Origin of the sequence: Devosia sp. SD17-2 (assembly GCF_029201565.1) — a bacterium.
Classification (GTDB): domain Bacteria; phylum Pseudomonadota; class Alphaproteobacteria; order Rhizobiales; family Devosiaceae; genus Devosia.
Genome location: NZ_CP104002.1, coordinates 1409804 through 1436401 on the forward strand (window position 1 = coordinate 1409804; position 26598 = coordinate 1436401).

25 protein-coding genes are annotated in these 26598 nt (G+C 63.2%); 10 read left to right on the forward strand and 15 right to left on the reverse strand.

The genetic code is table 11. The annotated features are described in order from the left end of the window. Positions 1-176 precede the first annotated feature (176 nt). On the forward strand, positions 177-596 hold the full coding sequence (locus tag NYQ88_RS06900) for a secondary thiamine-phosphate synthase enzyme YjbQ (protein WP_275654215.1): 420 nt from the start codon (positions 177-179) through the stop codon (positions 594-596). 2 nt (positions 597-598) lie between these two features. Beyond that, positions 599-1429 (forward strand): sulfite exporter TauE/SafE family protein, encoded by an 831-nt coding sequence (locus tag NYQ88_RS06905; protein WP_275654216.1) that lies wholly within the window; start codon positions 599-601, stop codon positions 1427-1429. 178 nt (positions 1430-1607) lie between these two features. Here the strand turns inward: NYQ88_RS06905 and NYQ88_RS06910 are convergent, their stop codons facing one another. Further along, the gene (locus NYQ88_RS06910; protein ID WP_275654217.1) at positions 1608-2324 is read right to left on the reverse strand and encodes an SIMPL domain-containing protein; all 717 of its coding nucleotides are present in this window, start codon (positions 2322-2324) and stop codon (positions 1608-1610) included. Between the two features lie 116 nt (positions 2325-2440). Between NYQ88_RS06910 and NYQ88_RS06915 the strand changes: the two genes are divergently transcribed. From NYQ88_RS06915 to NYQ88_RS06930, 4 genes are all read left to right on the forward strand, one after another. Next, entirely contained in the window at positions 2441-2920 is a 480-nt protein-coding gene (locus NYQ88_RS06915; protein WP_275654218.1) for a hypothetical protein, read from the forward strand. A gap of 81 nt (positions 2921-3001) precedes the next feature. After that, positions 3002-4153, forward strand: coding sequence for a fumarylacetoacetate hydrolase family protein (locus tag NYQ88_RS06920; RefSeq protein WP_275654219.1), 1152 nt, complete (start codon positions 3002-3004; stop codon positions 4151-4153). A 43-nt stretch (positions 4154-4196) separates the two neighbouring features. Beyond that, complete coding sequence (locus NYQ88_RS06925; protein ID WP_275654220.1) at positions 4197-5636, forward strand: aldehyde dehydrogenase family protein; 1440 nt, start codon at positions 4197-4199, stop codon at positions 5634-5636. Between the two features lie 183 nt (positions 5637-5819). Beyond that, entirely contained in the window at positions 5820-7451 is a 1632-nt protein-coding gene (locus NYQ88_RS06930; RefSeq protein ID WP_275654221.1) for an MFS transporter, read from the forward strand. Between the two features lie 6 nt (positions 7452-7457). Here the strand turns inward: NYQ88_RS06930 and arsC are convergent, their stop codons facing one another. The 14 genes from arsC to NYQ88_RS07000 all read right to left on the reverse strand — a co-directional run bounded on the left by arsC (position 7458) and on the right by NYQ88_RS07000 (position 22005). Further along, positions 7458-7883 carry an arsenate reductase (glutaredoxin) gene (gene arsC, locus NYQ88_RS06935; protein ID WP_275654863.1) on the reverse strand — a complete coding sequence of 142 codons (426 nt, stop codon included), beginning with the start codon at positions 7881-7883 and terminating at the stop codon, positions 7458-7460. After that, positions 7883-8584 carry a phosphate regulon transcriptional regulator PhoB gene (phoB, locus tag NYQ88_RS06940; protein WP_275654222.1) on the reverse strand — a complete coding sequence of 234 codons (702 nt, stop codon included), beginning with the start codon at positions 8582-8584 and terminating at the stop codon, positions 7883-7885. Before phoB ends, arsC begins: the two co-directional genes overlap by 1 nt. A gap of 108 nt (positions 8585-8692) precedes the next feature. Beyond that, on the reverse strand, positions 8693-9397 hold the full coding sequence (gene phoU, locus NYQ88_RS06945) for a phosphate signaling complex protein PhoU (protein WP_275654223.1): 705 nt from the start codon (positions 9395-9397) through the stop codon (positions 8693-8695). Positions 9398-9417: 20 nt separating this feature from the next. Further along, positions 9418-10212, reverse strand: a complete 795-nt coding sequence (pstB, locus tag NYQ88_RS06950; RefSeq protein ID WP_275654864.1) for a phosphate ABC transporter ATP-binding protein PstB — start codon at positions 10210-10212, stop codon at positions 9418-9420. 68 nt (positions 10213-10280) lie between these two features. Further along, the gene (pstA, locus tag NYQ88_RS06955) at positions 10281-11645 is read right to left on the reverse strand and encodes a phosphate ABC transporter permease PstA (protein ID WP_275654224.1); all 1365 of its coding nucleotides are present in this window, start codon (positions 11643-11645) and stop codon (positions 10281-10283) included. Next, a complete protein-coding gene (gene pstC / locus NYQ88_RS06960; protein ID WP_275654225.1) occupies positions 11642-13021 on the reverse strand; it encodes a phosphate ABC transporter permease subunit PstC in 1380 nt (459 codons plus the stop codon). The genes pstA and pstC overlap by 4 nt, the downstream gene beginning before the upstream one ends. A gap of 72 nt (positions 13022-13093) precedes the next feature. Further along, positions 13094-14107 (reverse strand): substrate-binding domain-containing protein, encoded by a 1014-nt coding sequence (locus NYQ88_RS06965; protein ID WP_275654226.1) that lies wholly within the window; start codon positions 14105-14107, stop codon positions 13094-13096. A 251-nt stretch (positions 14108-14358) separates the two neighbouring features. Then, positions 14359-15114, reverse strand: coding sequence for an IclR family transcriptional regulator C-terminal domain-containing protein (locus NYQ88_RS06970; protein ID WP_275654227.1), 756 nt, complete (start codon positions 15112-15114; stop codon positions 14359-14361). A 111-nt stretch (positions 15115-15225) separates the two neighbouring features. After that, on the reverse strand, positions 15226-16530 hold the full coding sequence (locus NYQ88_RS06975; RefSeq protein ID WP_275654228.1) for an aspartate aminotransferase family protein: 1305 nt from the start codon (positions 16528-16530) through the stop codon (positions 15226-15228). 250 nt (positions 16531-16780) lie between these two features. Further along, positions 16781-17605 (reverse strand): dipeptide/oligopeptide/nickel ABC transporter ATP-binding protein, encoded by an 825-nt coding sequence (locus tag NYQ88_RS06980; RefSeq protein ID WP_275654229.1) that lies wholly within the window; start codon positions 17603-17605, stop codon positions 16781-16783. After that, positions 17602-18585, reverse strand: a complete 984-nt coding sequence (locus NYQ88_RS06985) for an ABC transporter ATP-binding protein (RefSeq protein WP_275654230.1) — start codon at positions 18583-18585, stop codon at positions 17602-17604. The genes NYQ88_RS06980 and NYQ88_RS06985 overlap by 4 nt, the downstream gene beginning before the upstream one ends. Continuing rightward, the gene (locus tag NYQ88_RS06990) at positions 18585-19457 is read right to left on the reverse strand and encodes an ABC transporter permease (protein ID WP_275654231.1); all 873 of its coding nucleotides are present in this window, start codon (positions 19455-19457) and stop codon (positions 18585-18587) included. Before NYQ88_RS06990 ends, NYQ88_RS06985 begins: the two co-directional genes overlap by 1 nt. After that, the gene (locus tag NYQ88_RS06995) at positions 19454-20401 is read right to left on the reverse strand and encodes an ABC transporter permease (protein WP_275654232.1); all 948 of its coding nucleotides are present in this window, start codon (positions 20399-20401) and stop codon (positions 19454-19456) included. The genes NYQ88_RS06990 and NYQ88_RS06995 overlap by 4 nt, the downstream gene beginning before the upstream one ends. Before the next feature lie 74 nt (positions 20402-20475). Beyond that, complete coding sequence (locus tag NYQ88_RS07000) at positions 20476-22005, reverse strand: ABC transporter substrate-binding protein (protein WP_275654233.1); 1530 nt, start codon at positions 22003-22005, stop codon at positions 20476-20478. A 274-nt stretch (positions 22006-22279) separates the two neighbouring features. On the opposite strand from NYQ88_RS07000, the gene NYQ88_RS07005 reads away from it, so the two are divergent. From NYQ88_RS07005 to NYQ88_RS07020, 4 genes are all read left to right on the forward strand, one after another. Then, the gene (locus NYQ88_RS07005; RefSeq protein WP_275654865.1) at positions 22280-23050 is read left to right on the forward strand and encodes an IclR family transcriptional regulator; all 771 of its coding nucleotides are present in this window, start codon (positions 22280-22282) and stop codon (positions 23048-23050) included. A gap of 161 nt (positions 23051-23211) precedes the next feature. Continuing rightward, complete coding sequence (locus NYQ88_RS07010) at positions 23212-24270, forward strand: malate/lactate/ureidoglycolate dehydrogenase (RefSeq protein WP_275654234.1); 1059 nt, start codon at positions 23212-23214, stop codon at positions 24268-24270. Between the two features lie 6 nt (positions 24271-24276). Further along, positions 24277-25089 (forward strand): NAD(P)-dependent oxidoreductase, encoded by an 813-nt coding sequence (locus NYQ88_RS07015; protein ID WP_275654235.1) that lies wholly within the window; start codon positions 24277-24279, stop codon positions 25087-25089. A 13-nt stretch (positions 25090-25102) separates the two neighbouring features. Further along, positions 25103-26569 (forward strand): M81 family metallopeptidase, encoded by a 1467-nt coding sequence (locus tag NYQ88_RS07020; protein ID WP_275654236.1) that lies wholly within the window; start codon positions 25103-25105, stop codon positions 26567-26569. Positions 26570-26598: the final 29 nt, after the last annotated feature.

A 26598-nucleotide genomic window follows, 5' to 3' on the forward strand; every position in this document is an offset into this window, starting at 1 on the left:
TGGGCTGGACTAGGACCCTCTATCCGCTGAAAGGCCCAAACGCCGGGGGTCTGAGACAGTTCCCCCAGCTTTGATATGTCCACATGGGACGGCATAACAAGGCGCAAATGCGGCGGTGGACGGATCGGGGCCGGCAAGCCTCTGGTCGTGGCGGCGCGGCGTGATAGCGTGGCGCCATGCGTCAGGTCATCGACAGTCTCATCATTGAAACGCGCGGACAGGGTCTTTTCGACTTCACGGCCCGGCTTCGTCATTTCGTTCGGGACAGCGGCATCGAAACGGGGCTCGCGACGGTCTTTGTGCGTCACACCTCCTGTTCGCTGCTGATCCAGGAAAATGCCGATCCGGACGTCCAGACGGATCTGAGCGGTTTTTTCCGGCGTCTCGTGCCGGAAGGCATGGACTGGCTGGTGCACACGACCGAAGGGCCGGATGACATGCCGGCCCATATCAAGGCGGCGCTGACCCAGACGTCTATCGGCATACCGGTTTCCGGCGGGCATCCGGTGCTGGGGACCTGGCAGGGACTTTATCTCTTTGAACACCGCAGGCGGCCGCATCGGCGCGAAGTGGTGCTGCATCTTATTGGGGAATGAACATGGATTGGAACGCGGTCCTCGCCTATTGGCCGTTTGTGGTGGGGATGCTGGCGACAGGCGTCGTCTCGGGGATTGCCGCGGGCCTCCTGGGCATCGGCGGCGGTGCGGTGATCGTGCCGGCGCTGGGCAATGCGCTGCTGTTGATGGGATTTGATCCCGATATCGTCCAGCATGTGGCGGTGGGCACGTCGCTGGCCATCATCATTCCGACAGGCATCATGAGCGCGCGGGCGCACCACAAGCGCGGCGCGGTCGATACAAAGGCGCTGCGGCTCTGGGTGCCGTTCATTGTGGCGGGAACGCTCATCGGTGGACTGATGGCGGGGTTCTTCTCAGGCGATGCGCTGCGCATCGTCTTTGCGGTGCTCGCATTCGTGATTGCCGCCAATATCCTGTTCTCGTTCCAGACCAGGCTGATGGGGCATTTGCGCAATTCGGCCAATACGCACCGGGGCGCCGGGTTTGTGGTGGGATATCTCTCGTCGCTGATGGGGATCGGGGGCGGATCGCTGACCGTGCCGACGCTGGTGGCCTTTGGGGAGACCATGCACAAGGCGGTCGGCACTTCGGCGGCCATCGGTGTCGCCATCGCGCTCTCGGGGACGCTGGGCTATCTGATTTCCGGCTGGGGCGTCGCGGATCTGCCGCCGCTCAGCATCGGCTATATCAATCTGGTGGCGCTGGTGCTGGTCGGCGTGCTCGCCGCGTTCTGTGCGCCGCTCGGTGCCGCGCTGGCGCACCGGCTCGACCAGAAGACGCTGAAATATGTGTTCGCGGGCTTCCTGGTCCTGGTCGGCCTCAACATGCTCTGGAAGGTTGTGCTGGGGTAGAGCAAAGGGGTTGGTGGGGATGGGTGACTACGAAAACCATCCCCACCGTCCCGAGCCCCTCAAGAGGGGAGGCGGGAAGCTCGCAAGCTTATGGCCCCAAAGTTGCGGGGCCATTGCGCGGGCTCTATGCCATGGCTGGTTTGGCCGAAACGTGGCGAAGCCAGCATTATCCAGCCAATTAGTCGGCTTTGTTGTTCAAATCCCACTCGACCTTGACGGTGATGGCAAAGCTCATCTCGCCAGCTTCGACCGGCACCGGAGCGGAGGCTGCCATCTCGGCGCGGGCATACATGGGGTAGGGCTGGGGGCCGCTGAAACCCTGGCTTTCGGTGATGGATTCGAGCTCGCCCAAGGTAGCACCGGCAGCGTTGGCATAGAGCGCGGCCTTGTCGCGGGCGTCAGCGAAAGCGGCCTTGCGGGCCTCGTTATAGAGTTCGGACGGATCGGCCACCGAGAAGCTCACGCCATTGATGGTGTTGGCGCCAACGGTGACGGATTTGTCGAGGATGGAGCCCAGCTCGCCCAGATCGCGGACGGCGACGCTGACAGTGTTGGACACCTGATAGCCATTGATCTTGGGCGGCAGGGTGTAGCCATGTTCGTCGCGGGCATCGGAATAGACATAGTTCGGGTTGACCGAGAAGCCCGAGGTCTGGATGTCGCGAGCCTCGATGCCTTCTGCCTTGAGCGCCGCAATCAGCTCCGCCATGGCCGCGGTGTTTGCGTCCAGCGCTTCGCGGGCGGTCGCGCCTTGGGTGGTGACGCCCGAGCTGATCATTGCCATGTCCGGCGCAGCGCGCACTTCGCCCTGGCCTTCGATGGTGATCGAGCCCGCATAAGCAGGGACGGCGGTGGCGATGAGGGCGAAGGGAATGAGGACGCTCGAAAGACGCATGAGAGACTCCTTGGTCACATGGGTGGAGAGATGTCTCCACCCAATGCGTCAGTATTGCGGCGTGGCTGAACGGGAACTGAATAGGTCTGGTACGCGTAGGGCGAGGGGAGAACATCATGTCCTGGGAAACTGCAAGCTATGTCGTCACCGTGGTCGGCCTTCCGATGGCGATCATGTTTTATGTCCTCGACCGCGCGCGGCAGCGCCAGCAGGAGGAAGAAGAAATCTACCTGATGCTGGCCGACGAATATGTCGAGTTCCTCAAGCTGGTCCTCAGCCATCCCGACCTTCGCCTGCTCGATCCCGCCCCGTCCATGGGGCTGGATGCCGAGCAGGCCGCCCGTAAATCGGCGCTCTTCGGCATTTTGATCTCGCTGTTCGAGCGCGCCTATATCCTGACCTACGAACCAAAAATGTCGGGTGCTGACCTGCGGCGGTGGCGCTCCTGGGAAGACTGGATGCGCGAGTGGTGCGCCCGAAAAGACTTTCGGGACGCCATGGATGCGCATCTCGCCGGAGAGGACCCGGAATTTTCCGCCTATCTGAGCCAGCTGGCACGAGCAGTGGCCCTTCCGGTCGGCGGAAAGCAGCAATAGTATGATTTTATGCCGGTTTAACTTGCACCGGGTCGGGCTGCCGGGTTAGTCACTCCACACCAATAGGCGGGAGGAACTCTTATGGTCGGCGACATTATCCCTGGTGGAATCTTGATCGGGCGCGCCCGTGTACCGGGATATGCACATCCACGCATCGTCACCGTGCGGAACGGAGAATTGATCGATATCACCGCCAAGGGTTTTGCCACGGTGCGGGATATTGCAGAGGGCGGCAAGGCCGCCGAGCATGTCCGCAGTGCTGACGGAACCAGTCTGGGCGACGCCGGCACCATCCTCGCCAATTCCTTTGCCAACCCGGTAGACGCTGAACAGGTTGTGTTGCTGTCCCCGATCGACCTCCAGGCCATCAAGGCTTCGGGTGTGACCTTCGTCGTCTCCTTGCTCGAACGCGTTATCGAGGAGCAGGCGCGCGGCGACAACTCCCGTGCCGATGCCCTGCGCGGCGAGATCCTCGATCTGATCGGCACCGATCTCAGCCAGCTTGTGCCGGGCTCCAATGGCGCCATGAAGGTCAAGGCCGCGCTGATCGAGAAGGGCGTCTGGAGCCAGTATCTCGAAGTGGGCATCGGCCCCGACGCCGAGATTTTCACCAAGGGCCAGCCGATGAGCTCGGTGGGACATGGCGCCGAAGTTGGGCTGCACCCGGTTTCGAACTGGAACAACCCTGAGCCGGAGGTTGCGCTGCTGGTGACGAGCCGCGGCGAGATCATCGGCGCGACGCTGGGCAATGACGTCAATCTGCGCGACGTGGAAGGCCGATCGGCCCTGCTTCTGGGCAAGGCGAAGGACAATAACGCCTCGGCTTCGCTCGGGCCGTTCGTGCGCCTTTTCGACGGCGAGTTCACACTCGAGACCATCAGCGAGGCCGAGATCGCCCTGCGCGTCGAAGGCGAGGACGGTTTTGTTCTCGAAGGCCAATCCAAGATGGGCCAGATTTCGCGGACACCCGCGTCGCTGGTCGAAGCGACCATCGGTGGCCACCATCAGTATCCGGACGGGCTGGTGCTCTATCTGGGGACCATGTTCGCGCCGGTGAAGGATCGCGATGGCGCCGGAAAGGGTTTCACCCACAAGATCGGCGACGTGGTTTCGATCTCGACGCCGAGCCTGGGTACCCTGTCGAACCGGGTGAACCTCTCCACCAAATGCCCACCCTGGACCTATGGCACCAGTCATCTGCTGCGCGACCTGGCTCGCGCCGACCTCCTCTAGCGCTCACCACTCGCGCTGACCAACGATCCGAAAGGCTTGCGAAATGACCGAACTGCACAAGAACCTCATCGACGGCGAATGGGTGGGGACTGACGGGGCTGAGAACATCAACCCGTCCAATCTCACCGACGTTGTGGGTGTCTATGCCCGCGCCACGGCCGAAGAGACCCAGCGGGCGATTGCCGCCGCCAAGGCCGCTTTCCCGGCGTGGTCGCGCTCAGGCATCCTTGAGCGCCATGCCATCCTGCGCAAGACCGCCGACGAGATCCTGGCGCGGAAGCAGGAGCTCGGCGAGCTGTTGAGCCGCGAAGAGGGCAAGACCTTGCCCGAAGGCATCGGCGAAGTGACCCGCGCCGGCCAGATCTTTGACTTCTTCGCTGGCGAAGTGCTGCGTCTTGCGGGCGAAATCCTGCCATCCGTGCGCCCGGGCGTGAACGTCGAGATCACCCGCGAGCCGATTGGCGTTATCGGCATCATCACGCCGTGGAATTTCCCGATCGCCATCCCGTCCTGGAAAATTGCCCCGGCTCTGGCCTATGGCAATACCGTGGTCATCAAGCCGGCCGATCTAGTGCCGGGTTCGACCTGGGCGATCGTTGATATCCTCGTGCGTGCCGGCCTGCCCAAAGGCGTGCTGAACCTTGTCATGGGCAAGGGTTCGGTCGTCGGTCAGACCATGCTCGACAGCAAGGATGTCTCGGCCATCTCGTTCACCGGTTCGGTGGGCACCGGCAAGCGCGTCGCTGCTGCCTCGATCGAGCACAACCGCAAGTTCCAGCTCGAAATGGGCGGCAAGAACCCGACCATCGTCCTCGATGACGCGGACCTCAAGGTCGCCGTTGAATCGGTTGCGCAGTCAGCCTTCTTCTCGACCGGCCAGCGGTGCACGGCGGCGTCGCGCGTCATCGTCACAGAAGGCATCCACGACAAATTCGTCGAGGCCCTGGCTGAGCGTACCCGCAATCTGCGCGTCGGCGATGCTCTGGACAAGGACACCGAGATCGGTCCCGTGGTCGATCCGAGCCAGCTCAAGCAGGACACCGACTACATCGAGATCGGCAAGGCCGAGGGCGCCAAGCTTGTCGCCGGCGGCGAGCGCGTGAAGAAGGACACCGAGGGCTACTTCCTGCAGCCTACGCTGTTCACCGAAGCGACGAACTCGATGCGCATTGCCCGCGAGGAAATTTTTGGCCCGGTCGCAGCCGTGATCAAGGCCAAGGATTATGACGAGGCGCTTGCCATCTCCAATGACACCGATTTCGGCCTCAGCGCCGGCATCGTGACGACCTCTCTGAAATACGCCACCCACTTCAAGCGCAATTCGGAAGCCGGCATGGTGATGGTCAACGTGCCGACCGCAGGTGTCGATTTCCACGTGCCGTTCGGCGGGCGCAAGGGCTCGAGCTATGGTCCGCGCGAGCAGGGCAAATATGCCGCAGAGTTCTTCACCGTGGTGAAGACGGCCTATACCTCTGCCGGCTAACACCCCGGCCAGAGAGCAGAATATTGGACGGGGCCGATGGGCCCCGTTTTTTTTGTCCCTCGGGCATAGAAGCGGGGAAGGGCAGGAACCAAGGTTGTGGCCCGAGGGTTCGGAATGAGCCACCGGCCTTGCCTCCGCAGCCCGGGTGGCGCATGAAGGCATTACGCAGAATTGAGAGGCCTTATGTCTGAGCGCCCATCCATGCTGGCGCCCTTCCGCCACGAGCATTTCCGCCTGTTGTGGCTGGCAACGCTGGTATCCAATCTCGGCGGGCTGGTGCAGTCCGTCGGGGCGGGCTGGATGATGACCACGCTCACCGACTCCCACAATATGGTGGCGTTGGTGCAGGCGTCGACGACGCTGCCGATCATGATTTTTTCCATTGCAGCAGGGGCCCTTGCGGACAATTTCGACCGCCGCACCGTGATGCTTGTTGCCCAGTCGGGCATGGCGCTGGTGTCGCTGGTGCTGGCGATCTTCGCCTTCATGGGATTGCTCAATCCCTGGCTGCTGTTGACCTTCACCTTCCTCATCGGCTGCGGCTCAGCGCTGTTCAATCCGTCCTGGCAGGCCTCCATGGGCGATCTGGTGCCGCGCGAGGATCTGCCCGGCGCGGTGACGCTCAACGCCATGGGCTTCAACATGATGCGCAGCGTCGGACCCGCGGTGGGTGGGCTGATCGTCGCCTTTGCCGGGGCAAGCGCGGCCTTTGCCATCAACGCTTTGTCCTATCTGACGCTGATTGCGGCGCTGTGGCGCTGGAAACCCAGCCAACCCCCTGCCAGGCTGCCGCGCGAGACGCTCGGCCGGGCCATGTGGGCCGGCATTCGCTATGTGTCGCTGTCGCCCAATCTGCTGACCGTGCTGTTCCGTGGATTTCTTTTCGGTGTCGCGGCCATTGTGGTGCTGGCGCTGCTGCCCTCAGTTGCAAGCGAATATGTCGGCGGCGGGGCCATGGTCTATGGCACGCTGCTGGGGTGTTTCGGGCTCGGCGCGATTATCGGTGCTTTCCTCAATGGCCGGGTGCGGCAGCGGTTCAGCAATGAAGCCATCGTGCGGATGGCGTGCCTCGGCTTTGCCATCGCCTGCGTGACGCTCGGGTTCAGCCGCGACCCGATCCTCAGCCATTTCGCACTGTTGCCAGCAGGGGCCTGCTGGGTTCTGGCGCTGTCACTGTTCAATGTGTCGATCCAGCTCTCTTCGCCGCGCTGGGTAGTGGGCCGTGCGCTGTCGCTCTACCAGACGGCCACTTTTGGCGGCATGGCGGCCGGTAGCTGGCTCTGGGGCGCAGTAGCCGACAGCGTCGGGCCGGATTGGGCCCTGGCATCGGCGAGCCTTGTACTGCTGATGTGCCTGCTGGTCGGTTTCCGCCTGGCGCTGCCGCAGTTCAACGAGCGCGACCTCAATCCGCTCGACACGTTCAACGAGCCGATGTTGCGTCTCGACCTCAGGCCGCAGAGTGGGCCGATCATGGTGATGATCGACTATCACATTGCCCAGGAAGATATTCCGCGCTTCTTCGCCCTGATGAGCGAGCGCCGCCGCATCCGCATGCGGGACGGGGCGCGGCAGTGGTCACTGCTGCGCGATCTGGAACACCCCGAGCTTTGGGTGGAGAGCTACCACGTGCCGACCTGGATCGACTACGTCCGGCACAATATGCGCCGCACCAAGGCCGATGCCGAAAATATCGACCAGTTGCGGGCGCTGCACCGGGGCGAAGGCAAACCGAGGGTGCACCGGATGATCGAACGTCAGACCGTGCCGCTCGACGACCGGACGCCGCTCCGCGACAGCCCCGAAGTCGGGCCCTAGGGGCAATCAGCCCTTCAGGCGCTTGCCATTGGCATCGATGATGACTTCGCCGTCTTCTTTGGTGAACGGGCCTATATCGGGATTTTTGAGCAGGTCCAGCACCAGTTCCGAGGGGCGGCAGAGGCGGACGCCCTTCGGGGTGACGACAAAGGGCCGATTGATGAGGATGGGATGGGACAGCATGGCGGCGATGAGCGCGTCATCGTCCAGCTCGGGGTTGTCGAGGCCCACTTCGGTGTAGGGCGTTCCCTTCTGGCGGATAGCGTCGCGCACACTGAGCCCGGCACTGGCGATCATCCAGCGCAGCCGCGCCTCATCGGGCGGGTTGGTGCGATAATCGATCACTTCATGGGGCTCGCCACTCTGGACGATCATCGCCAGCGTGTTGCGCGAGGTTCCGCACTCGGGGTTGTGGTAGATGGTGATCATGATCAGGCGGCCTGGCCAAAACGTTCGTCGAAGGAATAACCCGCGCCGCGAACAGTGCGGATCGGGTCCGCTTCACGACCGCGATTGATGGCGCGACGGAGACGGCCGATATGCACGTCGACCGTGCGCTCGTCGACATAAACATCATTGCCCCAGACACCGTCCAGCAGTTGCTCGCGTGAATAGACGCGGCCGGGATGGCGCATCAGATATTCGAGCAGACGATATTCGGTGGGCCCCAGATGGATGTCGCGGGTGGCGCGCCGTACCCGGTGCGTCGTGCGGTCGATTTCGAGATCGCCGACCTTGAGCGAGGCGGTGACGAGATTGGGATTGGCGCGGCGGAGGAGGGCGTGGATGCGCGCCAGGAGCTCGGGGACCGAGAAGGGTTTTACGACATAGTCGTCTGCACCGGTGGCAAGGCCGCGGACACGCTCTTCTTCCTCACCGCGGGCGGTGAGCATGATGATCGGCACGCGGGCCGTTTCGTCACGCGCGCGGAGGCGCCGGCAGAGTTCGATGCCCGAAATTTCAGGCAGCATCCAGTCGAGGAGGATGAGATCAGGAAGCTTCTCGGCGATGGCCTGCTGGGCCTCGTCACCGCTTTCGGCCGTAATCACGCTAAACCCTTCGGCCTCGAGATTATAGCGCAGCAGGATGGCGATATCGCCTTCGTCTTCGACAACAAGGATCGTCGCGGGCATGGATGTGCTCCGTCGTTCGGCCTCCGGAGAAGGGGCCGTTGCTATTAAACTATGTCAGCTCCCTCTCGTCCCCTTCTTTCAGGAGAGGACGAGAGGATATGCCTCGTGTCAGATCTTGATCTGCTGGCGCTGCAGCTGCTGGACTTCGGCGGTAAGCTGCTTGCCGGTCTGCAGATAATAAGCGCGCTCTGCGACATTGGTGGCGTGGTCGCCAATGCGCTCGAGGTTTTTGGCGCAGAACAGCAGATGCGTGCAGGTGGTGATGTTGCGCGGATCTTCCATCATATAGGTGAGAAGTTCGCGGAACAGCGACGTATGCAGCGCGTCGACCTCGTCATCGCGGTTGCAGACTTCCACGGCGGCCTCCGCATCGCGATTGGCGTAGGCGTCGAGAGCGTCTTTCACCTGCCGCAGCACCAGCGTCTTCATGTTCTTGACGCCGTTGTAGAAGGACGGCTGAAGGCTGATGCCTTCGAGCTTGAGCGAACGGCGGGCCAGTTGCTTGGCCATGTCGCCGACGCGCTCGAGATCGTTGGCAACGTGGATGGCGGTGATGATGGCGCGCAAATCGGACGCCATGGGCTGGCGGCGGGCGATCATGGAAACGGCCATGTCATCGATGCGACGCTGCATGTCGTCGATGCGCTGATCGCCGATGATGGTGACGTCGGCCAGTTCGCGGTCAAGCGTGATGAGGGCCTTGGTACCGTTCTCGATCGCGGCTTCGACAAGGCCGCCCATTTCGGCGATGGATTGGGCGAGGGTGAGAAGCTCTTCGCTATAGGCGGTAACGATATGTTCGGCGTTGGACATAAAACTCTCCTCGTCCGCGATCAGCCGATGCGGCCCATGATGTAGTCCTGGGTCTGCTTGTTCACCGGATTGGTGAAAATGTCCTCGGTGTCACCCTTCTCGATGAGATTGCCCAGGTGGAAGAACGCGGTCTTCTGGCTGACGCGGGCCGCCTGCTGCATGGAGTGGGTGACGATGACGATGGTATAATTGGTGCGCAGCTCGTCGATCAGCTCTTCGATGATGGCCGTGGCGATCGGATCGAGAGCCGAACAGGGCTCGTCCATGAGAATGACTTCGGGGCCGACGGCGATGGCGCGGGCGATGCAGAGCCGCTGCTGCTGACCACCGGAAAGACCGGTGCCCGGCTCGGCGAGACGGTCCTTCACCTCTTCGAAGAGGCCGGCCTTGCGCAGGGAGTTGACGACGATCTCGTCGAGATCGGTCTTGTTCCTCGCGAGGCCGTGGATGCGCGGGCCATAGGCGACATTGTCGTAGATCGACTTGGGGAAGGGGTTCGGCTTCTGGAACACCATGCCGACACGCGCGCGCAGTTCGACCACGTCGAGATCGGGGGCATAGATGTCCTCGCCGTCGAGTTCGATCCGGCCGCCGACCTTGGCGCCTTCAATGGTGTCGTTCATGCGATTGATGCAGCGCAGGAAGGTGGACTTGCCGCATCCCGAGGGGCCAATGAACGCGGTGACGGCGCGATCGGGGATGTCGATGGAGATCCCGTGCAAAGCCTGCTTGGCGCCGTAGTGAACGGTAACGTCACGGGCGGAAAGGCGGATCGGGCGCTCGATGAGCTCGGCAGGGTCGGCAGCGGGGTTCATGGCAGCGTCCAGGGTCTTGGTGGTCATCTTTACCTTACCGGCAAGCATATCCATTTTGCGGGGTCTCCTTAAGCGCGCTTTTCGAGGCGCGAGCGCAGGAAAATGGCGATGGCATTGAGCGTGATCATGAAGGCCAAGAGCACCATGATGGCAGCAGAGGTGCGGGCCTCGAAGAAGTTGCGGTTCTCATTGGCCTGCCAGAGATAGATCTGCACCGGCAGAGCTGTTGCCTGATCAAGCGGCGTCCCGGGCACCGAGGCGACGAAGGCGTTCATGCCGATGAGCAGGAGCGGCGCGGTCTCGCCCAGGGCCTGCGCCACACCGATGATGGTGGCGGTCAGGATCGAGGGGAAGGTGACCGGCAGCACATGGTGGAACACCATCTGCGTACGGCTCGCACCCATGCCGAGCGCCGCCTGGCGCAGGGCCGGGGAGACGCCGCGCAGGGCTGCACGGGTGGCGATGATGATGGTCGGCAGGGTCATCAGCGTCAGCACGAGGCCACCGGCCAGCGGCGCGGAGAGCGGCAGGCGGAACCAGTTGATGAACACCGCGGCGCCGAGCAGGCCGAAGACGATGGAGGGCACGGCCGCGAGGTTGTTGATGTTCACCTCGATAAGATCGGTGAAGCGGGACTTTGGCGCGAATTCCTCAAGATAGATGGCACTGCCCACCCCGATCGGGACGGCAAGGACGACGACGATCAGCATCATCCACATGGATCCCGTCAGCGCACCGAGGAGGCCGGCAGCGGCTGGAGAGGAGCGGCTGTCGACATTGGTGAACAGCGACCAGGCAAAGCCCTGGGAGATGATGCCCTGTTCCTCGAAGGCGTCGATGAGGGCGCGCGTGGCGGCTGGCAGCTGCTGCTGGTTGTCGCCGAGGTCGCGGTTGATATTGCCCTTGACCCAATTGTCGGTGTTGGCCGAGGCCAGCAATTCGACTGTGCGGGTCTGGCCCAGCACGGACGGATCATTGACGAAGATCTCGCGGACGCGATGGCGCGCATCGGTCTCGGGGATGGCAAGGATCTGGCGGCTGTCGATTTCGAGCCCGGCCGGCGCAGCGTCGCGCAGCGCGGCTTCGATGATGCGGTTCCAGTTGAGCATGGCAACCTGCCGCTCCCAGCCGAGGCGGGCAGCGCGGAAGTCTGCGTCGGACTGGCCACCGGCACGGACCGGAGCCGGATCGACCTTGATCACCTCGGGGTCGAAGGTGACGGCCAGGCTGATGTTGGACTGGGTAAAGGCAGGGATGCCCTTGCGCAGCACATCGGTGAAAAGGATGGCCACGAAACCCAGCGCCAGCACGATGGCGACGATGCCGGAGATGCGGAAGATGTTCTCGCTGAGATGCCTGCGCTTGAGACCGGCACGCACGGCGGCGCGGCGCGCAATGGCGTCAGCGGGAGCGCTGTAGAACTGTTCGGTCATTCATACTGCTCCCGGAAGCGGCGGACGATGTAGAGGGCAACGATGTTGAGGCAGAGCGTCATCACGAAGAGCGTGAGGCCCAGCGCGAAGGCAACCAGGGACTGGGGGCCGGTAAAGTCAGTGTCGCCGGTGAGCTGGTTGACGATAGAAACGGTGATGGTCGAAACCGGCTCGAGCGGATTGCCGCGCAGGATCGGCGAATTGCCGGCGGCCAGAACCACGATCATGGTTTCGCCGATGGCGCGGCTGACGGCGAGCAGGAAGGCGCCGACAATGCCGGGCAGGGCCGCGGGCAGCAGCACGTTGCGGATGGTTTCGGACTGGGTGGCGCCAAGGCCATAGGCACCATCGCGCAGCGTGCGCGGCACCTGGTTGAGAATGTCATCCGAGAGCGAGGAGATGAAGGGGATGATCATCACGCCCATGACGAGACCGGCGGTCAGCGCGCTGGTGGCGCTGATAGAGAGGCCGATGGCATCGCCGAAATTGCGCAGGAAGGGGCCAACCGTCACCAGGGCGAAGAAGCCGTAGACGATGGTGGGGATGCCGGCGAGGATTTCGACGATCGGCTTGACCACGGCGCGGACCGAGCGGTGCGCATACTGGCTGAGATAGATGGCGGTCATCAGCCCGATCGGCACGGCGACCAGCATCGCGATGGCCGAGATCATCAGCGTGCCGGTGAGCAGCGGCAGGATGCCGTACTGCCCGGCGTCGCCCGCACCGGTCGAGGAGAATTTCGGGGCCCAGACGGTGCCGAAGAAGAAGTCGAGCGGGTTGACGAAGGTGAAGAAGCGGAGGGCCTCGGTGACCAGCGAGGCGACGATGCCCAGCGTGGTCAGGATGGCGACAGCCGAACAGGCGATCAGCGCCACCGAGATGGCGCGCTCAACCTCGTTACGGGCGCGCAGGCGCGGGCTGATGCGCTTGCGGGCGAAGGTCAGGCCGAGAATGCCGAGGCCGGCTGCAGCGCCGAGCATGATGAGGAAGCTGAGGAGCTGGAACTGGCGGAGATTATCGCCGGCGGACTGCTCGAAGGGCTGGATTTCGCCGGTGACGCCGAAGCCGGAGGCGATATCGCGGACGCGCTGCAGCTGGTTGTTGAGGCCGAGCTGATCGAGGCTTGTGATCACATCGACCGGCAGCTGTGAGACGGTGAACCAGCGGGTGACGCCGGGGGAGAAAAACGCCCAGATGCCGAGCACGAGCAGCGCCGGAATGAGCGTCCAGAGCGCGACCAGCGTGCCGTGGTAATGCGGGCGGGAGTGGACGCGCTGCCCATCGGGCGTGCTGAGGGCTCGGCTCTTGGACCAGCCGAGTTGGTAAGCCAGGCCAAGAAGAACGATGAGCAGACCGGCGACGATCGTTGTGTTCACTGTGTCAGGCTTTCCTGGCTGACATTGGGGGAGATGCAGGCCGCACCAGAGGGTGCGGCCCGCGTTATTGTCTTACTGCCCCTGGAAGGCGGCGAGGACTTCGGCGCTCTTTTCAGCTGGCTGAGGGATAAGACCAGCGGATTCGAGGAAGCCACCAGCGCCCGACATGCCTTCGGAGAGGTAGTATTCGGTATATTCGGCGAGGCCCGGAATGGTGCCGATGTGCTGGCCCTTCACGTAGAAGAACAGCGGACGGCTGACCGGATATTCACCCGAGGCAACGGTTTCGAGCGATGGCGAAACGCCGTCGACGGTCGCAACCTTGAGGGTGTCCTTGTTCTGGTCGTAGAACGACAGGCCGAAGACGCCGACGGTATTGGGGTTGGCGGTCAGGCGCGCGAGGGTCTCGGTGTAGTCACCGGCGATTTCGACAACAACGTCCTGACGGAAGGTGGTCTCGACGGCTTCGATTTCCTCGTCGGAGAGGCCTTCTGGCAGCTCGGCAGCTTCGGCACCGGGGGTGACGACGCGTTCCTGGAAGACTTCACGGGTGCCGTGGTTAGAGCCCGGAATGGCGAGAGCGATCGGCTGGGCCGGCAGGGACGGGTCGATCTGGTCCCAGGAGGTGTATGGGTTGTCGACGAGTTCGCCATCGACGGGAACCTTGGCGGCAATGGCCTTGAACACCTGGACCGGGGTCAGGGCGAAATCGGCACCCGAAGCGGAGGAGGCGAAGACGATGCCGTCGAAGCCGAACTGGACTTCACGGATGTCGGTCACGCCGTTTGCGGCGCAGGCTTCACGCTCGCTGTCGCGCATCGGGCGAGAAGCATTGGCAATGTCGATGGTGTTGTCGCCGATACCTTCGCAGAACTGGCGGAAACCACCGCCGGTACCGCCGGAGCCAACCACAGGGGTATTGAACTCTGGGAAGGTGGCGCCAAACTCTTCAGCGACGATGGAGGAGAAGGGCAGGACCGTCGAGGAGCCGGCGATCTGGATGGTGTCGCGGGACTGAGCAAAGGCCGGGGTGGCGAATGCGGCAAGCGCAACAATGGCGGTGCTGGCGTAAAGTGCGGTCTTCATGAAAGTTCCCTTTCGGAATTCGGTTCTGAGCCGGGCCAGCCTTGGTGTGGGCCGCCTCGTGACGCCGCAGACCTTATTGGCGCGCAACGACGGTTTTATTGCAGTTCCGTGACGGGTTTGTGACGTGTTAAGTCACTGTAATATAAAGGAAATTTATGGTTGCAAAGCTTATGTGACAGCGTGTGTGACAGTCGCTGTCCGCTCCGATGAAGAGACTCGGGCCCTTCTGTGACGTGGGGGCACGGCGGATTTCAGCGCAGGATTGGACGCAGTTCGGACTGGACCTTGCGCATCAGCGGCAGGAAGTTTGCGATCATATGCGAGGTCGAGGCGCGCGCGGTCTGGGCGCCGATATTGATGGCGGCGACGATCTTGCCCGAGGCGTTGTAGAGTGGCACAGCGATGGAGCCGAGGCCGAGTTCAAGCTCCTGGTCGATCACGGCAAAACCCTGGGCGGCGATGACGGCCAGTTCAGTGGTGATGCCGGGAATGTCGGCCTTGGTGTGATCTGTATAGGCAACGAGGTCTGAGTGATCGAGAATGGCCCGGGCCTCGGCTGTCGGCAGTGCGGCAAGCAGGGTGCGGCCCATGGAAGTGCAATAGGCGGGCAATCTTGCGCCGGGGGCGAGATTGATCGACATCACGCGGCGCGTCGAGGCGCGGGCGATATAGAGAATGTCGGTGCCATCGAGCATGGCGGCCGAAGTGCTCTCCTTGGTTTCGCGCGCGAGTTCTTCGAGGAAGGGCTGGACGAGGCGCGGCAGCGGCATGGCTGAAAGATAGGTGTGCCCAAGGCTGAGCACGCGCGGGGTCAGCTGAAAGAATTTGCCGTCATAGCTGGCGTAGCCGAGGTGGACGAGGGTGAGCAGGCACCGGCGTGCAGTGGCGCGCTCGAGACCGGTGCGTTCAGCCACGTCGGTGATGGAGAGGCGGGCGTGCTCCTCGTCGAAGCACTCGATGACCGCGAGGCCCCGGACCAGTCCATTGATGATGTCGCCCTCGCGCATACGGGCGTCCCTCTTGCCGATCTCATTGGGTGGCCGAGCAATACTGCATGGGCATCGGCAAGGGAAGTGGGGCGGAGGCAGCCTGGAAGAAGCCTCCGCCCCAAAGTGTCGTCAGTTGCCCAGAGTGGGGGCCACTTCCTTGGCGGCAGCGCGAACGGCCTCAAGGGTCTTGTCGACGACTTCGTCATTGTGCTCGGAGGAGACGAACCATGCACCGCGCTCAAGGACGCGGACGCCGTTGTGCAGCAGGGCCTGCGAGAACCGCGAATAGCCTGCCTTGTCGGCGCGGGCGAGGTCGCGATAGTTGCGGGCAGGCGCGTCGAGACCGAAGCCGATATGGAACATCAGCTCGAAGCCGGTGACCTGGGCCTTGATGCCGACTTCCTTGAAGATGTCGCGGATGCCGTCGCGCAGGCGGACGCCATAGACCGAAGTCTTCTCGTAGTGCTCGGGGGTGAGAGCCTTCTGCGTCGCCACCATGGCGGCCATGGCGACGGGCTGGGAATTAAAGGTGCCGCCGTGCAGCACGCCACCGGTGGCGAACAGGTCCATCAGGTCGGCGCGGCCGACAATGGCTGCCACCGGGAAGCCGTTGGCGATGGCCTTGGCGAAGAGTGACAGATCGGGCGTGATGCCGAAGCGACCCTGGGCGCCCTTCTGGCCGAGGCGGAAGCCGGTGATTACTTCGTCAAAGACGAGGATGGTGCCGTGCTTGCGACATGCGGCCTGCACGCCCTCGAGATAACCTTCGCCCGGTGCGATGGCGCCCTGGTTGCACATGGCAGCTTCCATCACCAGCGCAGCGACGTCGCCCTTGGCCAGGCGCGCTTCGACAGCGGCGAGGTCGTTCCACTGCAGCACGTCGAGGCCGTCGCCATCGTTCGCGCCCTGGCCCTTGCTGCCTGCGATCAACGCCGGATCGTCGGCAGGGCCGGCGTCCGCGAGAGCGGGGGCGGTGGACCACAGGATGTTGTCGAACCAGCCGTGGTAGTGGCCCTCGAACTTGACGATGGCGCGGCGGCCCGTGGCAGCGCGTGCGAGGCGCATTGCCGCCTGGGCCACTTCGGAGCCCGACGAGCCAAAGCGCAGGCGCTCGGCACTGGGGATACGCTCGCAGATGATGCGGGCGGCTTCATATTCGATCGGCGACTGTCCGGCGAAGAGAATGCCTTTTTCGACCTGGTCCTTGACGGCCTGCTGCACGCCCTTGGGGCTGTGGCCGAGAACCGTGGCGCCCATGCCGCAATAATAATCGATCAGCTTGTTGCCATCGACGTCATGGAGATAGGCCCCTTCACCATGGGTGAACACCAGGGGGCCGGGGCCCATGCCGAGACGGAAATTGCTGTTCACGCCGCCGGACACAAAGCGAGACTCGGACGCGATAATGCGTGCGGACTCGTCGAACTTCAGCATTCGCTGCTCCTCGTGTTGTTTCGCCCAACACACACCAGTGAGCGCGCGAGGTAAACGTCGGGCCATTTCGTGGTGCGGAATAGTTCGGGTTTTTCGCGGTGGATGGTGTCGAGTGGATGCGGCCCCCCCTATCCTCCCCCTGTTCAGGGGGAGGGACCTATCGCGTTTGGGGAGATTGTGGTGAGCGACGGAAATACTCCTCCCCCTGAACAGGGGGAGGTTGGGAGGGGGTGTTTTACCGAGCAAGCGCTCAGAGCGCCGTGCCCGCCAGTCCCGCTTCCACCGTCAACACTGCGTCGACGAGATTTTTCGTCTCCGGCGCCTTGGGGTGGGTAAAGAGTTCGATGGGCTGGCCCACTTCGACGATGCGGCCCGCAGCGATCACCGAGACGCGGCTTGTCGTATAGGCCACCACCGAGAGGTCGTGGGCGATGAAGACCAGCCCGAGCTGCAGATTCCGGACGAGGTCCTTGAGGAGATTGAGCACCTGCGCCTGGATCGAGACGTCGAGGGCAGACACAGGCTCGTCTGCGACCAGAACACGCGGATTGGGCATGAGCGCGCGGGCGATGGCGACGCGCTGCAGCTGACCGCCGGAAAATTCGTGCGGATAGCGTTCCAGCGCGCTGCGATCGAGCCCGACCTGGTCGAGCACCTCATAGAGGCGCTTGGTATGATCGCCGGCGATCTTGAGGCTGCGCATGGGTTCGAGCAGGGCCGTGCCGACGCGCATGCGCGGATCGAGCGAGCTGCGGGGGTTCTGCAGCACCATCTGCACCGAGCGGCGGAATTTTGCGCGGTGGGCGGTGTCTCCCGACCAGATGTCCGCGCCTTCAAAGGTGACGCTGCCGGTCTGAGGCTTTTCCATGCCGGTGAGAATGCGAGTGAGCGTGGTCTTGCCGGCCCCGCTCTCGCCGACGAGGCCGACAGCTTCTCCGGCACAGACATCGAAGTCGATGTTCTGCAGCACAGTGAAACTCGGGCGCGGGCCGAACAGATTTGCGCGGGGCAGGGCGTAGGTCTGCGTGACCTGGTTCATCGCCAGCAAGGGGCGGCGTTCGATAGACTGCGTCATGCCGCGGGCTCCTTGGCTGGAGCCAGCGGATGGAAGCAGGCGACGCCGGTGGTGCCCCTGTCGAGTTCGGGCATTTTCGTCCGGCAGATATCGGTGGCAGCCGGGCAGCGCGGGTGGAATGCGCAGCCGCTCGGCAGGCGCTGGAGTGGTGGCACCATCCCGGGGATGGAGACGAGGCGCGAGGTGCCGTCGAGCGCGATGTTGTCCATGGTGGGCTGGGAGTCGAGGAGGCCCCGCGTATAGTGGTGGCGGGGATTGCCGAAGACCTCGACCACTGTTCCATATTCGACGATGCGCCCGGCATACATCACCGCCACGGTGTCGCACATGGCCGCGATGACGGGGAGATCGTGGGTGATCATCAGGAGGGCCGAATTGCGCTCGCGCGTCGCGGCATTGAGAAGCCGCAGCACCTGCTTTTGCACGGTGACGTCGAGCGCAGTGGTCGGCTCGTCGGCGATGATGAGCTGCGGGTAGCAGGCAAGCGCCATGGCGATCATGATGCGCTGTTTCTGGCCGCCCGAGATCTGGTGCGGATAGGACCGGGCCAATTGTTCGGGACGCGGCAGGTTCATCTGCGTCATAAGGTCGATGGTCTGGCGCATCGCCTCGCGGCGGTTAACGCCATTGTGGCGGTGGATCACGTCGGCGATCTGATCGCCCACACGGCGCACCGGATTGAGCGAGGACATGGGGTCCTGAAACACCATGGAAATGGTGCGCCCGCGTCGGGCCGAGAACGCCTTGTCGGGTTCGGTGGCGAGATTGACCCCGTCATGAAGGACTTCCCCGTCGGTGCTCCAGCCCGCCGGCAGGAGACCCATGAGGGCAAGCGCTGTCATGCTCTTGCCCGACCCGGATTCGCCGACAAGGCCCATGCGGCCGCCAGCAGGCACGGTGAAGGAAACGCCGCGCACGGCGGTGAGATCCTCATAGCCCACGCGCATGTCGCGGACGTCGATGGCTGCGGGACTGGTCATTATTTTCTCCGCGCCAGCTTGGGATCGAGCACGTCGCGCAGGCCATCTCCGAGGAGGTTGAGGCCGAGAACGACGGAGACGATGGCAAGGCCCGGCCACATGGCGAGGGGCGAGGAAATGCCGACCTGCTGCTGGGCTTCGTTGAGCATCATGCCCCAGGAAATGGAGGGGCGGGTGACGCCGACGCCGAGATAGGAGAGCCCTGCCTCGGTGAGGATGCCGGCGGCGAAATAGAGGGTGAACTGCACGATCATCACGCCGGCGACATTGGGCAGGACGTGGCGAATGAGAATGAACCATGTCGGCCGGTCATAGAGCCGCGCGGCAATGATGAAATCCTCCTGCAGCACCGACATGGCGGCCGAGCGGATGACGCGGGTGAAGGACGGCGTGAAGAAGGCCGAGAGCGCAAGGATGGTGGTGAGCGCACCCGAGCCGATGGTGGCAGCCAGCACCAGCGCGGTGACGATGCCGGGAATGGACAGCATGATATCGGCGCCGCGGGAAATGGTCTCGTCGGCCCATTTGCCGAAGGCGGCGGCGGAAAGGCCGGCAATGGTGCCGATGATGAGGCTGATGAAAGCCCCGCCGGCCCCGACAATAAGCGAGGTGCGCGCGCCGACCATCAGCTGGGAGAGAATATCGCGCCCCAGGACGTCTGTGCCCAGGAGATAATTGGGCGAGCCGGCCGGCAGCAGCCGGTCAGGGATGCGCGGCACGTTGGGATTGTGCGGCAGGTAGAACACCGAGGCGATGGCGATGGCGACAAAGCCGATGGTGAGGATAACGCCGAGCAGCAGCGCGGTGTTGGTGCGCCAGCGAGGGCGGCGCGTGCGGGCCGGCTTTGCGGAAGTGGTGGTGGCGGCGCTCATCGTGTGAGCCTTACGCGCGGATCGAGCGCTCCATAGAGTAGGTCGACGAGCAGATTGATGAACATGACGAAGATGATGATGAGCATGACCGTCGACTGCACCACGATGACTTCACGGGCCGCGACATTGGCGAGGATCATGCGGCTGAGGCCGGGGAGGGAGAACACGGTTTCGATGATGACGGTGCCGCCGATCAGCTCGGCGATCTGCAGGCCAACAACGGTGGCGATGGGCAGGGCTGCATTGCGCAGGCCAACCTGCAGCAGCGCCTTCATGCGCGTCATGCCGGTGGCGCGGGCGGTGCGCACATAGTCCTGGTTCATCACGTCGAGCACGGCCGAGCGCACATAGCGGGTGAGCGAGGCGCCGAGGATGACGCCGAGCGAAATGACCGGCAGGACCAGCGAGCGTACGGCGCCCCAGAAATTGGTGTCCCAATTGGTCCAGCCGCCGGTGGGCAGCCAGCCGAGGCGGACGCCGAACAAAAGCGACAGAAGAATACCGGCCCAGAACACCGGCACGGCAATGCCGACCTGGCTGAGCAGCGCAATCAGCGCGCCAATGGGCTTGTCGGAATTGAGGGCCGAATAGGTGCCGGCGGGAATGGCGATGAGAAGGCCGAGCAGGAGCCCGGATACGCAGAGCGGAATGGAGATGGAAAGGCGCGAGACGACAAGGTCGGTCACTGCCTCATTGGTACGGAAGGAGCGGCCAAGATCGCCCTGGAGCAGATTGCCGATCCAGTCGAAATATTGAACCACCATGGGACGGTCGAGCCCATATTGCTGGGACAGCGCATTGATCGCCTCGGCGGTAGCGTCCTTGCCGAGGATGATGGCGGCGACATTGCCACCGGCGCCACGAATGAGAAGAAAAATCGCGATTGATGCGGCGATGACCGCCAGCAGAAAAAAGGCCAGCTTTCGGGCAATATAGACCGGCATGGAGCTGGGCGCCTCCTCTTGGTGGTGTGAAGGAGATCGGGATCGGCACCAGCCGGCCCCGACAGTTCAGTGGATTACCAGTGCAGCGGCGCGAACTCGATGGCCACGGCCACGCGCGGCTCGACGAAGCCCTTGAGGTCCGGTTCGAACAGGCCAACACCCTTCTTGGCGATGATCGGGACGATCACGGCATCCTTGCGCAGGATGTCGGCCGACTTCTGCATCAGGGCCAGATAGTCCTCGTCGGTCAGCGCCTCGTCTGCGTCCGACAGGGCCTGGGTGTATTCCGCCGAGCAATAGGTGCTCCAGCCGGCTGCGTTGGGATCGGGGCAGGCGAACTGGGTCGGATCGGCGTCGCCCGACATGACGGTGACGTCGAACTGCGGCGGACGGCCCTGGAAGATCAGCTGGGAATAGCGCGCCAGATCGATGGCATTGCGGGTCATGTTGAAGCCCGCAGCCTGCATGGTTGGCACCATGATATCGGCGGGCAGCGACAGGTCCGGCACGTCGCTCAGCGAGGCATATTCGAGCGGGGTCGAGGCGTAGCCCTTCTCGGCAACCAGCGCCATCGCCTTTTCGATGTCATAGGGATAGGGGCAGGTTTCCGGGCTTTCCGGTGCATACCAGGGTTGGTTGGGCAGGGCGAAGGTACAGGTGTTTTCCGCGCCCCAGGCGGCGCCAAAGGCGTCGTTATAGGCCTGGCGATCCAGCGTCATGGCGAGTGCCTGGCGCAGCTCGGGATCGAGCTTCTGGTTGATCACTGCGTAGGTCGGCTCGCCGATCTGCGGATAGGTGACCATGGAGAACTTGTCGTCGAGGCCACGAGCCGTGAGCTGTTCCCACAAATCGATGGTGATGACGGGCAGGGAGTCTACTTCACCGGCTTCAAGCGCGTTAAGGCCGGCCGTGCCGTCGGTAATGATGCGGACGGTCACATCCTTCACCGAAGGTGCGTCACCCCAATAGTTTTCGTTGGCGGTGAATTCGAAGCTCGAATTGGATGTGTAGCTGACGAGCTTGTAGGGGCCGCTGCCGATCGGGTTGGTGGCGATGGTGTCCGCCGAGGCTTCCGGCTGGATGAGGGCGGCGGTGGAGCCCATGCCGCGCCAGAAACCCTGGCTCGGGCGGGACAGGGTGATCGTCACGGTGCGATCATCGGTCTTCTCGATCGATTCGACCGCCTGATAGGCGCTCGAGTTCTGAGTGACCGGGCTGGCCTTCATGGTGTTGAGCGAATAGATCACGTCCTCGACGGTGACAGGCTCACCGTTCGAGAATTTCGCTTCGCGAATGGTGAAGGCGTAGGTGAGGCGGTCATCGCTGATGGTCCAGGATTCGGCGACACCGGGCGACACGCTGCCGTCCTTGTTGAAATAGACCAGCGGCTCAACGACATTGGCCGGGATCCACAGGCGAAGGGCAGTCAAATTGCTCTTGGTGTAGTCGAGCGTGCCGGGATCCTGTCGGGCGACGAGGATCATCTTGCCTTCTTCGGCGCGAGGCGAGGCGGCCAATGCCACGCCCGGCGCTGCGGCCATGATGGCGACAGCCGCGCTCAGCATGGTCAGCCCCAAACGGACAGACTTGGAAATCTCAGACATAATTATTCCCTTGCTTATAGTTTCCCTCAGGCGTGTCGCACCGATTGGATCGGCCCCCATGGACACGCGCTTGGTGCAAGGAGGCACCCGCCGTGGTTCGGTGTAAATGCGGCACAGTTTCACCTTACGAAACAAGGGTCCACGTGCTGCTCACATCATGTGCAAACTTTGGCTAAGTTGACATGTTGAGCAGCTTGATTTTCTAATCGGGTAAATGCCGTGCCCCCGGATGGGTGGGTGACGGTTTGTCGGGGAGGCAAAAGAATTGACCAAAGTGAATGACCAATACTCGGTTTTGCCAGTGGCGAAGGCGATGCAGGTCTTCGCCTATGTGGCAAGCCAGGCCCATGACGTGACGCTGACAGAAGTCGTCCAGGCCCTGGATATGCCCAAGACCACGGTGTTCCGCTACCTGCAGACCCTGTCGGCGGCGGGCCTCTTTGCTCATGATATCGTTCAGGACCGCTACGGTGTGGGCGAGCGTTTTCGCGAGCTGGCGCGTATCGATACGCTCTATCACAGCCTGCGCAGCACGGCGCAGCGCGAGATGGACGATCTGGCCGACGGCTTTCGCGAGACGATCAATCTGGCGGTGCTGGATGACCATGAAGTTGTCTATGTGGATATCCGCGAGGCGACGCGCTCGCAGCGCTTCCAGGCGCGTATCGGCCATCGCCATCCCATTCACTCGACCTCTCTGGGCAAGGCCATGGCGGCCTTCATGCCGGATGATCGGGTGGATGCCATCGTCGGTGCTCAGTTCGAACCGCGCACCTACCGCACCGTAACCGATCTGCGAACCTTCCGGCGCCATGTCGAGGAAACCCGGAAACGCGGTTTCGCCATCGAGAGTGGCGAGAACGAGGACGGCGTGACCTGCATCGGCGTGCCGATCTTCAACGGGCAGGGGATCCCGATTGCCGCGATGAGCCTCTCGGCTCCGGACAACAGGATGAAATCCATGGTGGAGCGCGCAGCTGAGGCGCTTCAGGGCGCGGCCCGACGCGTAACCACCAGCCTGCCGCAGGTCTCCGTCGCCCTCTAGGCTCAAAGCCATGCGCTGAATTTGCGGCCCGACGCTCCCCGAAACGGAGCGTCGGGTCTTGCGTATTTGGGTGTCGCGTTTCTTGACACGAAACCGATCTGGCTTACCGGCGGCAGCGCCGAGGCATAGACTTCCAACCATTCCGGGGCGAGGGGTGGGTCATGCAAGTCGATGCTGAAGTGCTGCGCGCTGCAGTGGCCGAGTTGTTCAGCGCACTCGGCGCGAGCGGCGAAACCGCCGATCTTGTCGCTACGCATCTGGTGGAAGCCAATCTGCGCGGGCACGATTCCCACGGGGTCGGCGTAATCCCCATGTATCTCGACAGTTTTCGGGCCGGTGGGCTGAAGCTGGCCCCCGAGCTCAAGCTCGTTTCCGACATGGGGGGGATGATCATTTTCGATGCGCAGCGCGGAGTGGGGCAGGTCACTGGGCACCGCGCCATGGAGCTGGGCATCGAGCGCGCCAAGGCCACGGGCAGCGCGATCATTGGCCTGCGCAACAGCCATCATATCGGCCGCATCGGCCATTGGGCCGAGCAATGCGCGGCGGCGGGCCTTGTCTCCGTGCATTTCGTCAATGTCGTCGCGGGACCCTATGTCGCTCCGTTCGGTGGAACAAAAGCGCGTCTCGGCACCAATCCGTTCGCCGCCGGTTTCCCCCGCGCGGGCGCCGATCCGGTGATCGTCGATTTTGCCACCAGCCGCCTCGCCATGGGCAAGGTGCGGGTCTATCGCAATGAGGGACGAACCCTACCCGACAACGCGCTGCTGACGGCCGAGGGTGAGCCGACGAATGATCCCAATGCGCTGTTCACCTCTCCGCCCGGGGTTCTGACGCCCTTTGGCGAGCACAAGGGTTCGGGACTGGCGCTGGCCTGCGAATTGCTCGGTGCGGCGCTGTTGGGCGGGGAAACCCAGCATGACGGCACCAGTGATATGACGGTGATCAATTCGATGCTGTCGATCATCGTGTCCCCCGAGCGCATGGGGACGCTCGAGGCCTTCGGTGGCGAGATGGCGCAGGTGCTGGCCTGGGTGCAGTCGGAGAACAATGACCATCCGGGCCGGGTTTTGCTGCCGGGCGAGCCGGAACTGGCGATGCGTCACCAGCGGCTCGACGAGGGCATTCCACTCGATCCGGCAACGTTGGGGCAGATCGTGGCGGCGGCCGAGAGTTTCGGTTTGGCCAGGCTCAAATTTCATCACCTGACAGAAGTGTAGTGACGCATGGCGCGTATTCTCCTCACCGGCGCTGCCGGCAATCTCGGCGGCAAGCTGGTCGCGCATTGGCGTCAAACCAGTGGCCACCACCTCGTGCTGCTCGACCGCCGCGCTGCTGATGGTGTTCATGAGGGCGATATCAGCGTTTTCGATCCGGAATGGGCCGGGCTTCTTGAAGGCGTGGACGCGGTCATCCACCTCGCCGGTGACATTCGCCCGGTGGCCCGATGGGAAGAGGTGCATCCGGCCAATGTGGTCGGTACGGCCAATCTGCTGCGAGCGGCGAAGGCTGCGGGCGTCAGGCGCGTGGTCTTTGCCTCCACCAATCAGGTTATGGGGGGCCATCGCTTCCGCACCGAGACCATCCGCTCGGACTCGCCGCCACTGCCCTTGAACCCCTATGCCGTTTCAAAACTGATCGGCGAGGAAATGGGCCGCGCCTTTGCCGCAGAAACGGGGGCGGATTTCATCGCCTTCCGGATCGGTAATATCTGGCCAGGCGATAATCTTGCCGGCCCGGATCTGGGCATCGGCAGCTGGGGCCAGGAGATGTGGCTCTCCAACCGGGATTTCGTTCACGCCATGGACTGCGCCGTCACCGCAGCGCCCATGGGCTTTGGCATTTTCAACCTCGTCTCGGACAATCCGGGGATGCGGTGGGATATCGAGCCGGCGCGGCGGCTGCTGGCCTATCGCCCGCAGGATGGGCACGCTCCTGTCTTCACCGACAAGGTCAAGGCCGAGGATGAGCGCGCCCGTGCGGCAGTGCTCGTTCCGGGCAGCTGGCTCGACCAGCACAGTCATCGTCTCGAGATCTGACAGGGATCATTCCATGCGCCTCTTCATTGCCACGCTCGGCACCGAAACCAACACTTTTGCGTCCTTCCCGACCGGGCTCGATGACTTCCAGGACTGCTTCTGGAATGAGGCCGATATCGCCTCCGCTGATCCATCGCCATGGAGCGGCCCGACCCAGAGCTGGCTCAAGCGGGGCGAGGCAGAAGGCTGGGAAGTGGTGCAGAGCCTGTTTGCTTTCGCCAGTCCCGCCGGCCCGACAACGCGACCGGCCTATGAAACAATGCGCGACCGCATTCTCGGCGATCTGCGCGCTGCCGGACCGGTTGACGCGGTGTTGCTCTATCTTCATGGCGCGATGGTCGCCGATGGCTATGACGATTGCGAGGGTGACCTCGTCAGCCGGGTGCGCGAAATCGTCGGTCCCAATGTCCGGATCGGCCTTGAGCTCGACCTGCACGCCCATATCGACCATGTGCTGATCGAGGCGGCGGACTTCATCGTCTTCTACAAGACCTATCCGCATATCGATCACAATGAGCGGGCGGAGGAAGTCTTTGACCTGATGAAGCGGACGCTCGCCGGCGAGATCGACCCGAAGATGGCGCTGTTCGATTGTCGGTCCATGGGCCTCTTCCCCACGACGATGGAAGGCCCCATGCCCGAATTCTGCGCGGCAATGGAAGGAGCGGAGGGGACGGATGGCGTGCTCTCGCTCTCCCTCAATCACGGTTTCCCATGGGCTGACGTGCCGCTGGCGGGTGTAAAAATGCTGGCGGTGGTCGATGGAGACGCGGCCAAGGCGCAGGCTGTCGCCGAGGATTTCGGCAAACGGTTCTATGCCATCCGGCGCGAGGCCACTCTGCCGTTCACGCCCTTCGACGAGGCGATTGCGGAGGCCAAAAAGGTCGGCGACATGCCGCTCGTCATTGCCGACACATCCGATCAGATCGGCAGCGGCGCTCCGGGCGATACGACCCATGTGCTCCGCGCTTTCATCGAGGCCGGCATAAGCAACGCGGCTATCGTACCGCTCTGGGATCCGCTGGCGGTGAAAATCTGCTTCCAGGTGGGTCTCGGGGCCAAGCTGCGCTTGCGCATCGGCGGCAAGTTCGAGCCCCATTCCGGTCCGGCGCTTGATGCGGATGCCGAAGTGCTGCATCTGGCCCGCGATTCCTGGCAGAGCCATATCGGGGAAGAGAAGATCACTGTGGGTGATGTTGCGGTGGTGCGGGTCGAAGGTATTGAAGTACTGCTCACCAGCCAGCGCACCAATCTCTACTCGCTCGACCTGATGAGCAGGCACGGGATTGTCTACGACACCAAGCAGGTGGTCTCGGTCAAGAACCTCTATAAGCAGAAGGATCTGTTTGCGCCGATCTCGCGCCTGCAGCTCTTTGTGGCGACGCCGGGGACCAGCAATCCCGATTGGAGCGCCTTGCCCTTCAAGCGCCTGCCTCGGCCGATGTGGCCGCTGGACGCCGATCCGCTTGGGCTTGAATAGTCGCTTTTGTCGAAGCGGTGATTGCCCGG